This is a genomic window from Paenibacillus sp. ISL-20, from assembly GCF_018613005.1.
Lineage (GTDB): Bacteria > Bacillota > Bacilli > Paenibacillales > Paenibacillaceae > Paenibacillus_AQ.
Genome location: NZ_JAGGRD010000031.1, coordinates 22,327 through 35,922, shown reverse-complemented (window position 1 = coordinate 35,922; position 13,596 = coordinate 22,327). Strand labels below are relative to the sequence as shown.

Annotated in this window: 10 protein-coding genes; 6 read left to right on the top strand and 4 right to left on the bottom strand. The window is 52.2% G+C overall.

Going from position 1 to position 13,596, the window contains the following annotated elements; translation table 11 throughout:
- The first annotated feature begins 297 nt into the window (after positions 1–297).
- The 6 genes from J7E85_RS18830 (at position 298) to J7E85_RS18805 (ending at position 9,104) form a co-directional block, all read left to right on the top strand.
- The gene (locus tag J7E85_RS18830) at positions 298–2,163 is read left to right on the top strand and encodes an SLC13 family permease (protein ID WP_215160371.1); all 1,866 of its coding nucleotides are present in this window, start codon (positions 298–300) and stop codon (positions 2,161–2,163) included.
- Between the two features lie 305 nt (positions 2,164–2,468).
- Positions 2,469–4,301 carry a cache domain-containing sensor histidine kinase gene (locus J7E85_RS18825; RefSeq protein WP_215160516.1) on the top strand — a complete coding sequence of 611 codons (1,833 nt, stop codon included), beginning with the start codon at positions 2,469–2,471 and terminating at the stop codon, positions 4,299–4,301.
- Complete coding sequence (locus J7E85_RS18820) at positions 4,301–5,620, top strand: response regulator transcription factor (RefSeq protein WP_215160369.1); 1,320 nt, start codon at positions 4,301–4,303, stop codon at positions 5,618–5,620. Before J7E85_RS18825 ends, J7E85_RS18820 begins: the two co-directional genes overlap by 1 nt.
- A 96-nt stretch (positions 5,621–5,716) precedes the next feature.
- Entirely contained in the window at positions 5,717–6,652 is a 936-nt protein-coding gene (locus J7E85_RS18815; RefSeq protein WP_215160367.1) for a carbohydrate ABC transporter permease, read from the top strand.
- 1 nt (position 6,653) lies between these two features.
- On the top strand, positions 6,654–7,520 hold the full coding sequence (locus tag J7E85_RS18810; RefSeq protein WP_215160365.1) for a carbohydrate ABC transporter permease: 867 nt from the start codon (positions 6,654–6,656) through the stop codon (positions 7,518–7,520).
- 135 nt (positions 7,521–7,655) lie between these two features.
- Positions 7,656–9,104: an ABC transporter substrate-binding protein gene (locus J7E85_RS18805; RefSeq protein ID WP_215160363.1), complete on the top strand. Its 1,449-nt coding sequence runs from the start codon at positions 7,656–7,658 to the stop codon at positions 9,102–9,104.
- 293 nt (positions 9,105–9,397) lie between these two features.
- Here the strand turns inward: J7E85_RS18805 and J7E85_RS18800 are convergent, their stop codons facing one another.
- The 4 genes from J7E85_RS18800 to J7E85_RS18785 form a co-directional block, all read right to left on the bottom strand.
- Complete coding sequence (locus tag J7E85_RS18800) at positions 9,398–10,381, bottom strand: DUF4367 domain-containing protein (protein ID WP_215160361.1); 984 nt, start codon at positions 10,379–10,381, stop codon at positions 9,398–9,400.
- A complete protein-coding gene (locus tag J7E85_RS18795; protein ID WP_215160359.1) occupies positions 10,332–10,931 on the bottom strand; it encodes an RNA polymerase sigma factor in 600 nt (199 codons plus the stop codon). The genes J7E85_RS18800 and J7E85_RS18795 overlap by 50 nt, the downstream gene beginning before the upstream one ends.
- A gap of 299 nt (positions 10,932–11,230) precedes the next feature.
- The gene (locus J7E85_RS18790; RefSeq protein WP_215160357.1) at positions 11,231–12,103 is read right to left on the bottom strand and encodes an aminoglycoside 6-adenylyltransferase; all 873 of its coding nucleotides are present in this window, start codon (positions 12,101–12,103) and stop codon (positions 11,231–11,233) included.
- 171 nt (positions 12,104–12,274) lie between these two features.
- Positions 12,275–13,591 (bottom strand): glutamate-1-semialdehyde 2,1-aminomutase, encoded by a 1,317-nt coding sequence (locus tag J7E85_RS18785; protein ID WP_215160355.1) that lies wholly within the window; start codon positions 13,589–13,591, stop codon positions 12,275–12,277.
- Positions 13,592–13,596 lie beyond the last annotated feature (5 nt).

The following is a 13,596-nucleotide window of genomic DNA, read 5'->3' as shown; positions in this document are numbered from 1 at the left end:
GCCAATGAGAGAAACCGGTTCATCTCCCCCGTTTGTTGACGGCGCGGCAGAGTACATGCTTGGGATATAGGTTAGAGATGTGCTTGACAGCTTGTGTGATGTTTCTAACATGAGTAACTCCGGGCAGGTGGTACAATACGACATCATTTCCCTTCGTGAATGATTTGCATCAGATCAGAAGTTGAACCTAATTCCTGACATGATGGAAGGTGGAGAAGCATAAAAGCGGCAGGGAAAGAGTTGTTGAATGTCGAATCTTGGAAGAAACATAGGTATGCATTATAGGGGGAACAAGGAATGAATGGACCGATGATCGTTACGTTGTCTGTCTTGGCCGTGGCATCCGCATTGTTCATGTCGGGAAAAGTGCGGTCGGATTTGGTCGCGATCGGCGTGTTGATGGTACTTATGTTAACGGACATTTTAAGTCCGGCCGAAGCCCTTTCGGGCTTTTCCAATTCGGTTGTCATTATGATGATCGGTTTGTTTGTTGTGGGCGGCGGAATTTTTCAGACCGGATTAGCCAAGATGGCCAGCGGTAAGCTGCTGAAGCTTGGCGGCGGAAGCGAGACCCGGCTCTTGATTATGATCATGTTGGTGACGTCGCTCATTGGCGGATTCGTCAGCAATACCGGCACGGTAGCGGTGATGCTGCCCATCGTTGTCAGTCTGGCGTTCAGCGCCGAGATTAATCCGGGGCGGCTGCTGATGCCCCTTGCTTTTGCGAGCAGCCTGGGCGGCATGCTCACGTTAATCGGTACGCCGCCGAATCTCGTAATTCAGGAGACACTGATCAACGCAGGATACGAACGGCTGTCGTTCTTTGCTTTTTTGCCGATCGGACTGGTGTGTTTGGCAACGGGGATCATCGCGATACTGTTTCTTCGCCGTTTTCTTCCCAGCAATGAAGAAGGGGGAGCTGGTAAACAGGGCGGGCGCTCGCTTCGAGAACTGGCCAAACAGTATCGGCTGACCCAGAACCTGTATCGCATTCAGGTTGGAGCCGATTCCTCCATTCGATCCAAGACATTGCGAGAGCTGGACATTCCGGCGAAGTTCGAAGTGAACGTCATTGAAATCCGCCGTAAAATGTCGGCCAAGAATCAATTCTTCAAGACGATCAACCAGGAGATCGCAGGTCCTGAGACTGTGATTGAGGAAGACGATATTCTGTATGTAAACGGCCCGTTCGAGCGGGCCGCGGAGTTTGCGGAGACGTATGGGCTTGTCATGCTGGACCAGCGTGCACCCGAGAATCGGAAACGTGCCCAAGAGTCGCAATACGCCACGAGTGACGTCGGCATTGCCGAGGTGATGCTGACTCCGTCTTCGCGCCTGATTGGCCGTCTCGTTAAACATTCGGGCTTCCGTGAGAAGTATCGGGTGAACATTTTGGGCATCCAGCGAAAAGAACAGTATCTTCTGCACCATCTGAAAGAAGAGAAAATGCGCTTTGGCGATGCCCTGCTCGTTCAGGGCACTTGGAAGGATATAGCCCTCCTGGCTGCCGAGCAAACGGATGTCGTGGTGGTAGGGCAGCCCGTGGAGGAGTCGCGCAAATTGACGATGGACCACAAAGCGCCGATTGCGGCCGGGATCATGCTCTTGATGGTGATCCTGCTGGTGACCGAATGGATTCCGGCGGTCGCCTCCGTGATGGTTGCTGCGGTATTGATGGTTGTGTTTGGATGCGTGCGTAACATGGAGGAGGCCTATAAGACGGTCAACTGGGAGAGCATTGTGCTCATTGGCGGCATGATTCCGATGTCCATTGCCATCGAGAAAACGGGAGCCGCCACGCTGATCTCGGATATGCTGGTCCATTCATTGGGCAGCTATGGCCCGCTTGCCCTGCTGGCAGGGGTGTACTTCACGACCTCGCTGTTGACAATGTTCATCAGCAATACGGCTTGCGCCGTATTATTCGCGCCGATTGCCCTATCGGCTGCGATCCAGATGGGAGCCAGTCCGTATCCGTTTCTGTTCGCCGTCTCCATTGGAGCAAGCATGTGCTTTGCATCACCGTTCTCTACGCCGCCGAATGCACTCGTCATGTCCGCAGGCCGTTATAAATTCAGCCACTATGTGAAGGTCGGATTGCCGCTTCAACTGGTAATCGGCATGGTCATGATGGCGGTGCTGCCGCTGTTCTTCCCGTTCTAATGGGGATCTGCATATTAAACACCCCTATGTTGGCCCGGTAGGATCCAACATAGGGGTGTTATTCAATTTGGCGGTATGGCATATTGGAGCGGACTTGTTTGATCGGGCACTTATTTGCTCTAGATCAGCCTGTTAACACTTGGTACGCCTACGGCAGTAAGCAGGAAATCGTCTGTCCCGAGGCTAATAGTTGAACTTGTGACTTCCTGCCTCATCGTAAAAATACGCATCATTTCCGTAGAAATGACTACGCTGGTGCTGCTGGATTGTTGCTATGCTTGAGAAAGCCGGAGGTGCAAGGACCGATGAAGAACCGCTTCAAAAATCCGCTGGGCCGCATGAACATCAAACAGCAGATGATTCTGCTGTTTCTGGTGCTGGTCATCCCGTTGTTTGCGCTAAATGCCTACGGGAATTCCATGGCCGGTCAAATCCTGAAGCGTCATGTGACTAATGCTTATATCGAACTGAACAAGCAGAACTTCAAGCTGATTAACCGTGATATTGAAACCGTTAACAAAGTGACCTCCACGGTCATCCAAAACTCGCAGATCCAGCAGTTGGATCCCTTTGCCGAGGGCACCGTTCTTGCGCGCGTCAAAAACTACGAGCGGCTGGAAAAGATGCTGTTGTCCTTCTCCCAAGAGACGGATGAACGCGAACCGGTCTATTACTCGCTCTATGTGTATGACCCGGACAACAGCTACTTCTTTGCTCCCTATTACCCTGACCGCAGAAAAGCGGGGGTGTATTTTTTCTCCGACGAGAAGGAGAAGCCGGCATGGTTCGATGAGGCCGTGGCGATGAAAGGGAACGGATATCTCAAGCGGATAGCGAATCTGTCCCCGCCAGTACAAGGGCGGCAGGATCAAGAGACCTTAAGCTATGTGAGGGCCGTTAACAATATTTATAGGGGAGGGACCATCGGCGTTCTGGTGGTCACGAATTTGGACGCGCGGATCGGCGAGTCGTTATCGACGGTTTCGATACCGGATGGGGAGTTGTATTTTACGGATTGGAACGATAATATTCTGACCTCGTCGGTACAGGACATGGCGGGCAAGCTGGAATTGCCGCCCGAAGCGGATCCGGGCCATTCCACGATCGGCGTCATGGACGTGATCACGTCTGATTTTATCTATGTCATCGATTATAACTACGTGCTCCAGCAAAAGCTCGTCTACAAGGTGCCTGTCAAAACGCTGCTCGCCCAGCAAAGCGAAATGAAGCGCGTCATTCAGGTCATCTCCATCGCTTACTTTGCCGTGGGCCTCATTATCGTTTTTTACTTCTGGCAGTCACTGATGACCCCGCTCCAAAAGCTGGCGCACTTCGTGAGAAGGTACGAACCGGGGAACGTCGTGCCGGAAACCCCCTATCGGCGCAGAAAAGATGAAGTCAGTGTCCTCATCTCCACGATTTATGACATGGCCCGCCGATTGAATGATCTGATCCACTACAAATACCGTATGGATCTGAAGCAGAAGGAAGCGCAGCTGCAGCTGCTTTATCAGCAGATAAACCCCCATTTGCTGTACAACACCTTGGAAAGCATTTATTGGAAGAGCACGATGGAAGGCAATACCGAGTCCGCGGAGATGATCAAGGATTTGTCCAAATTAATGAAGATCAGTCTCAGCAGGGGACGGGATCTGATCACGCTTGGGGAAGAGCTTGAGCATGCGGGGGCTTATATCAATCTCCAGCTGAACCGTTACGACTATCAGTTTACCGTCCGCTGGGAAGTTCCCGAGTCCTTGCTGGTGAACCATGTTCCGAAGATTACGCTGCAGCCACTGCTGGAGAACGCGATTATTCATGGCATTAAAAATATGGGCGAGGACGGAATCATCCGGATTGCAGGCCATCTGGAGGATAAATGCTATCGGATCGTCATCGAAGATAACGGCTTCCGTCCCGTAAACTACGAGTCTATTCATAGACTGCTCCATAATGAAGTTCAGGATCCTTCATTGGGCTACGGCATTCGCAATATCCAGGAGCGGATCCGGCTGCATTTTGGAAACTGCTATGGGCTGGAATATGAACCAAGAGAAGAAGGGGGAACCCGTGTGACGATTACGATTCCCCGAACAGAAGTTGCAACCATTACCACAACCGGACAGGAGGTCTCCTGATGTATAACATTTTGGTGGTAGATGACGAACCTTTGATCTGCAAGGGCTTAGCCGGGCTGTTAACGTCCTCGGGCCTCGCCATCGATGGGATTACCACGGCTTACAGCGGGCAGGAAGCGCTGGATTACATACGGATGGGGGATATTGATCTGCTGGTCACCGATATCCAGATGGGCGAGATGAACGGCATCGAGCTGATGCAGCAGGCGAAGATTGTGAAGCCGTGGGTTCAGACAATCATTATTTCAGCCCATGAAACATTTCAATATGCGCAGCGGGCGCTCCAGCTTGGAGCCAAGGATTATTTGATCAAACCACTGAACAGTGAGCAATTTCTGGATTCGGTCCGCAGTGTGCTGCTCAAGATGGACCGACCGGCGCCACAGGTGGAGTCGTTTCTCATGGCCGATAACGAGCATTTTCGGATGGAGGAGCCTCCGTCCGAACGAATAGAGCGGCTGAACCAACGGCTCTCCACAGAGCCGGATCAGCCGGGACTAGCCGGTCCTGACGAATCGGAACTGGGCTTGATCGGTCCTTATTTTGCGGTCATCAAGATGAAGCTGGGCCTAACGGAAGACAGCAGCGCTTCTTTTTCCAGGCAAGATATAAGCCTGATTCAATATGCCGCGCTGAATATCGCCAAGGAGCTGCTGGAGCAGGAGCCGCACACCTTCGTGTTCTATTCGCCGGAGCGGGACATCAACATCATCCTCCAATGGAGCGAGCAGGAGATGGAGGAGAATGCGAGCAGCAAGATCCACCATCTGGAGATGATTGGCCGGAGCCTGCACCACCATGTGGAGTTGTACCTGAAACGTAGCTGTACCGTGGGGATCAGTCAAATACTGAGAGGGCCTGAATTTTTGAGTGTGCTCAGCCGTCAGGCGGACAAAGCGATGCTGTGGAGCGAGCAGCTGCATGATTTCCACGTGTTTTATTACGGGGATTTCAATTGGCACAACTATGCCCAGGAGACGTCGCAAGAGATGCTCTCAAGCCAGAGCAACCGGATCGTCGAGAATACGAGGCAGTATATCGAGGAGCATTATCGCCAGAAGGGATTGACGATTCACGAGGTAGCCAAGAACAATCACGTGAGTCCGAACTATTTGAGTTATCTGTTCAAAAAATATACCGGCAGCAGCCTGTGGGAGTATGTCGTGAAGCTGCGGATGGAGGAGAGCAGGTCTCTGATCCTGAGCACGGATCTCCGCCGTTACGAAATCGCCGAGCGAGTCGGCTATGAATCCCCGGAGCATTTCAGCAAAATCTTCAAAAAATATTACGGTGTCAGCCCAAGCGAGCTAAAGAAGTAAGAACGGTTATACTTCACATAGTTTTAGACATGTTGTAAGACCCCCTTCCTTTTTACAATTAAAGCTGGACATTTAATAAAGGAATGAGGGAGTCAGATGGAAGAAACGGCAATGCCGCAAGGCCAGGCTCGGATAGAGCCCGGTCATCGCACCCGACAGGAGCACAAGCGCAAGCCGCTATGGAAGAAGTACATATGGGGATATATGTTCCTCGTTCCGGCGATTGCGATCTTTATCGTCTTTTTGTGGGTGCCAATCTTTAAAGGGATTTTTTACAGCTTTTTTCATATCGATTTCGTAAAAGGAAACACTTTCGTCGGGTTCGATAATTATGCCAAGGTGCTAAGCAATCCCGACCTGCTGCTTTCCGTTCGAAATACTTTATATTTCATGCTGTTAACGCTGGTAATCGGCTTCTGGGTGCCCATCGCGGCCTCCATTGCCATCTCGGAGCTGAAGCTGTTCCAGGGCTTCGCCCGGATTGCAGCATATCTCCCGTTTGTCGTACCCGGCGTCGTGCTCTACGGCATGTGGAGGTGGATGTATGATCCGGTAGGTCCGATCAACGCCCTGTCCGGCTTCTTCGGGGCAGAACCGGTATCGTTTATATCGGATAGCCGGTTCTCCATGGTGTCGCTTGTCGTTATGGAGACTTGGCAGCAATTCGGCTCTGCGATGCTGATCTATCTGGCCGGCGTGCTCAGCATACCGAAGGATTGGTATGAAGCCGCCGAAATCGACGGTGCGGGCGTATGGGCCCGGATTAAATACATTACGCTCCCCTCGATGCGCAATTTGATTATGCTCATGCTGATTCTGCAGCTGATCGGCACTTCGCAGGCGTATCAGTCGCAGCTTGCGATGCTGGATGGCGGACCGAACAAGGCCACGCTCACCTATGCGCTTCTAACCGTAAAATACGCCTTTAACCAGCTGGATTACGGGGCAGGAACCGCCATGGGCATTTTGATGTTTCTGGTGCTGAGTTTGCTGGGCATCCTGCAATTCAAGATGAACAGGGAGGAGTACTAGGATGAAAGAGAGAGGCATACTGTCCGCATCGGATTTGAGAAAACCGTGGAACAAGGCGGTATACGGGTTTATGGTGCTGTGCATCGCGGTGATGGTCTTTACGATGCTGTATCCGATCGGCATGACGATGTTTAACGGGCTCAAGAGCAATCAGGAGATCAACACGTTTCCGCCACGCTTTTTCCCGTCGGAATGGCACTGGGATAACTTCCCGAAGGGGTGGGAATACATCGATCTGCCGATGTTTCTGAAGAATACGCTGCTTATTTTTGGCGGCAATCTGCTAGTGACGATTCTGGTACTGGGCCTCGCGGCATTCAGCATATCCCGGATCCGAGTTCCCTATCACCGGGCCATCTATTTCTTCATTCTCATGACCTTGTTTATTCCGGCGTCGAGTTACATGATTCCGAACTTCGTCAATTTGAAGGAGCTTGGGCTGCTGAATTCCTATTGGGCCTTCTGGCTGCCGGCCGGAGCGAATGCTTACTTCTTCCTGCTGATCAAAAACTTCTTCGATGGCATTCATCCGGAGATCTTCGAGGCAGCGCGCATCGACGGCGCTTCGGAGTTGAGCAGCTTCCTGCGGATTGCCATTCCGCTGTCCGTTCCGATCTTCGCAACGCTGGCGATCTTTATCTTCTCCACGGCATGGAATGACTGGTTCTGGCCGTCGCTTGTTATGCAGACGCAGGACAAGTACACGCTGGCTACGGCCATTTACAAGTATGTCATAAACGCAAGGAGCCTGGACAGCAGCATAAAATTCTCGATTCTCTTCATGGTCATGGTGCCGCCGATCTTCGTATTTCTGGTGTTCCAGAAATTCATTATGCGCAGTGTCAGTCTCTCGGCCGTTAAAGGGTAGGGCAGCGTGTACACCACACCATCGTAGCCCTGCACATGATCGTCATATGAATGCACATCGTCCTTTTCAGGTTTCAATTTTATGATGGAGATAGAAACGGACATTATCATTTCAATAAGGAAAAGGGGAGTATCCATGCGCAAGTTCTCAGCACTACTGATCTGCCTTATGCTGTTCAGCTCCTTGCTCGCAGCATGCGGCGGCGGCAAAGCAGCACCGGAGGTCGGCAATAAAGACGGAGGGACCGCCAATTCGGGCGGAACGACTACAACGCAGACAGAGGAACCGAAAGAGGATATCGCGGATCAAAAGATAACGATTAAGATCCACTATCCGTTGCCGGATGACACGACGCTGCGTCAGCAGGAGGATGATAAAATCGCCCGTTTCCAGGCGAAATATCCGAACGTGACCATCGTGAAGGACGACTGGCAGTACAGCGTCAACGAAATTGGGGTCAAGATGGCTTCGAACGAAGCACCGACGTTTTATAACACTTGGGCTACGGAAGCACAGCTGCTCGTGGAGCGGGGCTGGGTGGCCGACATTACGGAGTTCTGGAACGACTGGGAGTACAAGGATGACATGAATCCCGTGCTGCAGGATCAATTCATCGTGGACGGCAAGGTGTACGGCGTTACACAGAACGGTTATATCACGTCAACGATCGTGAACAAGAAGCTGCTGGACGCGAAGGGCGTGCCCGTCCCGCCGATGGATTGGACATGGGACGACATGTACAACACGGCTAAAGGCGCTGCGGACCCGAAGGCTGGTATATCCGGAATCGCGCCGATGGGCAAGGGTAATGAAGCGGGCTGGAACTGGACCAACTTCCTGTTCGAAGCCGGCGGGGATATCGAAGTGAACGAGGACGGCAAAGTGAAGGCGGTGTTTAACTCGGAAGCCGGCGTGAAGGCGCTGGACTTCTACAAGAAGCTGAGATGGGAAGCGAATGCTATTCCGCAGGATTGGGCACTCGGTTGGGGCGATGCCGTCAGCTCGTTCCAGCAGGGACGTACGGCAATGGTTATTGCTGGCGCATTTGACGTGATCCAGCCGGCATTGAACGAGGGAGGCATGAAGCCTGAGGATGTGCTTGCGTATCCGATGCCTGCGATGGAGAAAGGCGGAGCGCATCACGGCATTTTGGGTGGAAATTATTTGGTCATCAACCCGAATGCCACGAAGGAAGAGCAGGAAATGGCATTCCGTTACATCACGTTTGATTATTTTACGGATGATGCGCTGAAATCGGTGGAAGATACGATTAATGCCCGCAAAGCCGAAGGTAAATACTTTGTACCGACGCCGCTTGAATATTTCAGCGATGATTCCGAGTATGCCGCGAAGGTGAAGGCCATCTACGATAAGTACGACAATGTCTACAAATATGATCCGCAGCTCTTCAGCCTGTTGGAAGGCAAACCGGAAGCGCAATTCGGAACGCAGGATTATTATGCGGCGATGTCCAATGTCGTGCAAGAATCGTTCTCGAAGGAAGGCACGGATTCCAAGAAACAGCTGGACGAAACAGCCAAGTTGGTTCAGGAAAATTTCTTCGATAAGATCGTGCAGAAGTAAGGGGGCGGCTGTCCCGGATGGGATTGGGGAGAACTCAGCAGCACAAAAAAGAGAGACGCCGAAAACAGCGTCTCTCTTTGCTTTTTCATATCCTTGGCAATAGTTGCTAAAGCCGGGCGAGAGGTCAGCCCTTCTCAAGCACGGCCGCCTGATTCGTGTCCGGATCCCGAGACCGCCACAGGCGACTTTTTTTGTATTATTTATCTTTTTTACAGCGTTCCTACGAGAAAAGAGCCATATTGGTATAATGATTGGCTAATATGATGTCCTTAAGCCAAGTAACATAACGCTGCTTATTTGGAATCCGCCTTCGGAATGATCGTCTTTGCGATGCGGATCAGCTCTTCGGCAGCGATGTCAACCTTGGTAGAGTTGAGCGAAAGCATGTAGTGATGTCCGGTGGTTGGTTCTTCATAGACCCAGTCCAGCTGCGCCGAGCTTCCGCCGTTCCACGTTTTTTGCAGCACGTCCTGCCCGTTGATCTCGATTTTCCGGCTGGTCATGCCCATGCTCTCGTCCCAATAGGAGGTCACGCTTCCGTGGTCCTCGTTATTCAGAATGGTAAGGGAGACTTTCTTGTTGCCGCTGGTATAATATACCGTCGAAAGCCAGAAATTATCGGTGAACTTCACTGGCATCAGGGCGTAGTCCTTCCCGGAGGTTTTGGCTTTCTCAAGCAGCTTTTTGGCGATGTCGGCTTTTTCCTGCTCGGTCAGCGGGTTCACGTTAGTCTCGCGCTCCATGTGCACGCTGGCGTTTTTGAACGTATACGTGCCTGAACCGGAGAGCTCCTTGGCCAGCGGCAAACCGGGCACGTTCACCATGCTTTGCAGCTTGACGAAATCCTTGACGGAGTGCGGATTGGATTTGATATCAATGACGTGGTTCGGATTATTCGGCACAATGTAGATGATGGCGGCTTCGCCGGGCTTGATGTCGTTCACCCAGACTTCGTTCATCATATGAATGCGTTTCTTTTCATCCTCCGTATAGCTGCTGTACTTGGAATGAGGGGCTTCGGTGCTCGATTTCTCCTCATAGAGAACTTCTCCCTTGCTGTTGGTTAAGGAATGGTACTGTACCGCGGCAAATCCGGTCGACGCGGTAAGCAGCATGCCGGCCATCAAGAGAATGCTTACTTTGTATTTCACGAAAAATCGCTCCTTTTTAAGTTGTTTTTCCCGAATTTGGTTCATGATGCGTTCCTGAAGGACCGTCCCGAGCGGCTCAACCCTTTGAAAGAGTGGTTTCAGGTCCTGGTCGTTGTCCATGCTCATTCGTTTCTTCCCCCTCGGCCATGGCATAATGTTTGCGGAACTTGGCTGCGGCCCGCTGAAATTTTTTCCTAAGATAGGTCGTGTTTTGTTGCAAAATAAGGCTGATCTCGTGATAGCTCTTGTCCTCGACGCAGCGCAGGATGAGCAGGCTCCGTTCCTCGGCGGTCAGCCTGGCCAGCGCCCGGAGCACGGACGGATTGTAGTATTTGTGCTCGATGACCTGATCGACATGCCTGTTATCCTGATCCTTCTGATACAGAAAGGGGAGGTATCGGGATAGCTTTCGCTTGCGGAGGTAGTCGATGCACTGGTTGGAGGCGATGCGGTACAGCCAGGCTTCGAAGGGCTTGTCCGGTTCGAATTTAGATAGATTGCGATAAGCTTTCAAAAAAGCTTCCTGGGTGCAATCTTCGGCTTCGGCATAGTCGCCAAGCATGTGATAGCAATAGTTGAAGATGGCTTTGTGGCAACGGTTCATGATCAGCTCATATTTGTCGATCTCTCCCCTCAAAACATCAGCAACGATCTGATGGAATGCTGGTTCCTCCAAGTGGTTTCACCCCTTTACAATCTGTATTACGTTTGGACACAGCACAAATGTGACAACCGGATTGAATAGTTTGCAGGAGAGAGCATTCGGCAAAATCGGGTTGGAGTAAGGGAGCCGCTGCCCCGGACGGGATTGGAGAGAATTCTGTATCACAAAAATAGAGACGCCGGAGCGGCGTCTCTATTTGCTGATTCATTTCCTTAGCAATCGGGACTTGATTTGGACCTGTGGTCAATCCTCTTCGAGCACGGCTACCTGATTCGATATTTGGAATCAAGGAACCGAAGCTTCCCGCAATCTTAATAGATCGCCTTCGCATCCGCCGGCAGCTGCCGGACATGCTGCAGAAAGGAGGTTACGCGGTGGTCCTGCCCCATATCGTACTCAAAGCCCAGCTGTTCAGCGACATCCAGCGCGGTTCTGCGGAACAGCGCTCCCATCGTAAACAGCGCCTTCCACACCTCTTCGTAGGTTCCGCGAGGGTAGGTGGACATCAGCTCGTTCCAGCTGTCCGCAGACAGGTAGTTTTTCAAGTACTTGCCGTTCTTGCCCACGCTGAGCGAGAAGTCGGTCTGGGTACCCACCTGCCACTCCAACATTTTCATCAGCATCGGCCGCATGATGTTGTGGAGGTGGTCTTGGGCATACAGTATTTCTTCCCGCCACAAGCCTTTGGCTACATACGTGGATACCCACCAGAACTCGTTGCAGCAATCCTCGAAGAAGGCTGCGGACGGACGCTGTACCCAGAAATCCTCGTCGGACGGAGTAGGAATCCGGGGGAAGGCCTGATCTTTATCCATTAAGATTTGGATCAGTTTGTCTTCCTTGCAGTATTTCTCCTTCTCCTCAATGGGAATCAGGGTCATGTCAATCCGGTTGCCGTCGGTAAATAACATCAGGTACGAGAACCAGCCTCCAAGATCCGGGGGAAATAAGGCCATGTCTTCCGGCGTCTGCAGAATCAACCGTTCCCCGAAAACGTCAATCCAGTTCGGATCCTGAATAAAGCTGTCCATGTCCGTTACGTGAAAGCTGATATCGTAATCCTGAAAAATATCCTTAGGCACATTGGGATTCGTTCGGGAGCCCTCCAGGGTCACCGCCCGAACCCGTTCGTCGCGGGCTGCATAGCCCAATACCAAATCCATCATTTCTTGTTCGCTTCTCATGTTATCCAGCCTCCGAATTCATATTTAGATGACTCATGTTTCGAATCGGACAGGTCAGGAGGTCCACGAATCCGGACCGTAGAAGCCTGGCATGGATATGGAGCATGTTATAACTTGTTCAAGCGCTTTTTCATGAGGAAGTCTCCTTTTCCGATGTTGAATGTATTTAAATTAATTCTTCATGGCCTTAAATGATTCCTCCGCAGCCTCAAGCGTAGCCTCGATGTCAGCATCCGTATGGGCGGTGGTCATGAACCAGGCCTCGTATTTGGAAGGAGCCAAGTTCACGCCGCGGTCCAGCATATGGCGGAAGAATGCAGCGAAGGCTTCACCGTCGGTGTCCTGCGCTTCGTCATAGTTCGTGACCGGATGATCGCAGAAATGAGTGGAGAAGGAGCCGCGGATGCGGTTGATTGTGAGCGGAATGCCGTGGCGGTCGGCGGATGCCTGCAAACCTTCCGTCAGCTTGATGGTCAAGCGCTCCATTTCTTCATATACGCCTTCGCCTTGCAGAACCTCCAAGCAAGCGATTCCGGCTGCGATGGAGGCGGGATTACCCGCCATAGTTCCGGCCTGATAAGCAGGGCCGAGCGGTGCGACCTGTTCCATCACGTGTTTACGGCCGCCATAGGCGCCGATTGGCAGGCCGCCGCCGATGATTTTGCCAAGAGCCGTAAGATCCGGCTGAATCGCCTCGTGATTGGCCAGACCCGCATAGGTTTGGGTAGATCCGTAGTGGAAGCGGAAAGCGCTGATAACTTCGTCATAGATGACTAGCGAGCCGTTGTCGTGCGTCATCTGACATAGGCCTTCGAGGAAACCCGGCTTCGGCATCACCATCCCAAAGTTGCCGACGATCGGCTCCACCATAACGGCAGCCACATCATCGCCCCATGTGTCGAGGGCAGCGCGCAGGCCTTCCAGATCGTTGAACGGAACGGTAATGACTTCCGTCGCAATGCTGGCCGGGATCCCGGCGCTGTCCGGAATGCCGAGCGTGGAAGGGCCGGAGCCTGCTGCCACGAGGACAAGATCGGAATGGCCGTGGTAGCAGCCTGCGAACTTGATGATTTTGTTGCGCTTGGTGTAGGCGCGGGCAACCCGGATCGTCGTCATGACTGCCTCGGTGCCGGAATTGACGAAACGCACCTTATCCATGGACGGAATGGCGGCCTTCAGCATTTTGGCTAAGGTGATCTCAAGCTCCGTCGGCGTCCCGTAAAGGGTGCCGTTTTGAGCTGCTGCTGTGATTGCAGCCGTAATATGCGGATGGGCATGTCCGGTTATGATCGGTCCATAAGCCGCTAAGTAATCGATATAACGGTTGCCGTCCTCGTCCCAGAAGTGGGCTCCGCTTGCGCGTTTCATAAAGACGGGGGCACCACCGCCTACGGCTTTAAAGGAACGGGAGGGGCTGTTTACGCCGCCTACGATATGCTGAAGCGCTTCTTGATACAGAGTTTCGGAACGGTTTCTTGATGTTGACATGATAG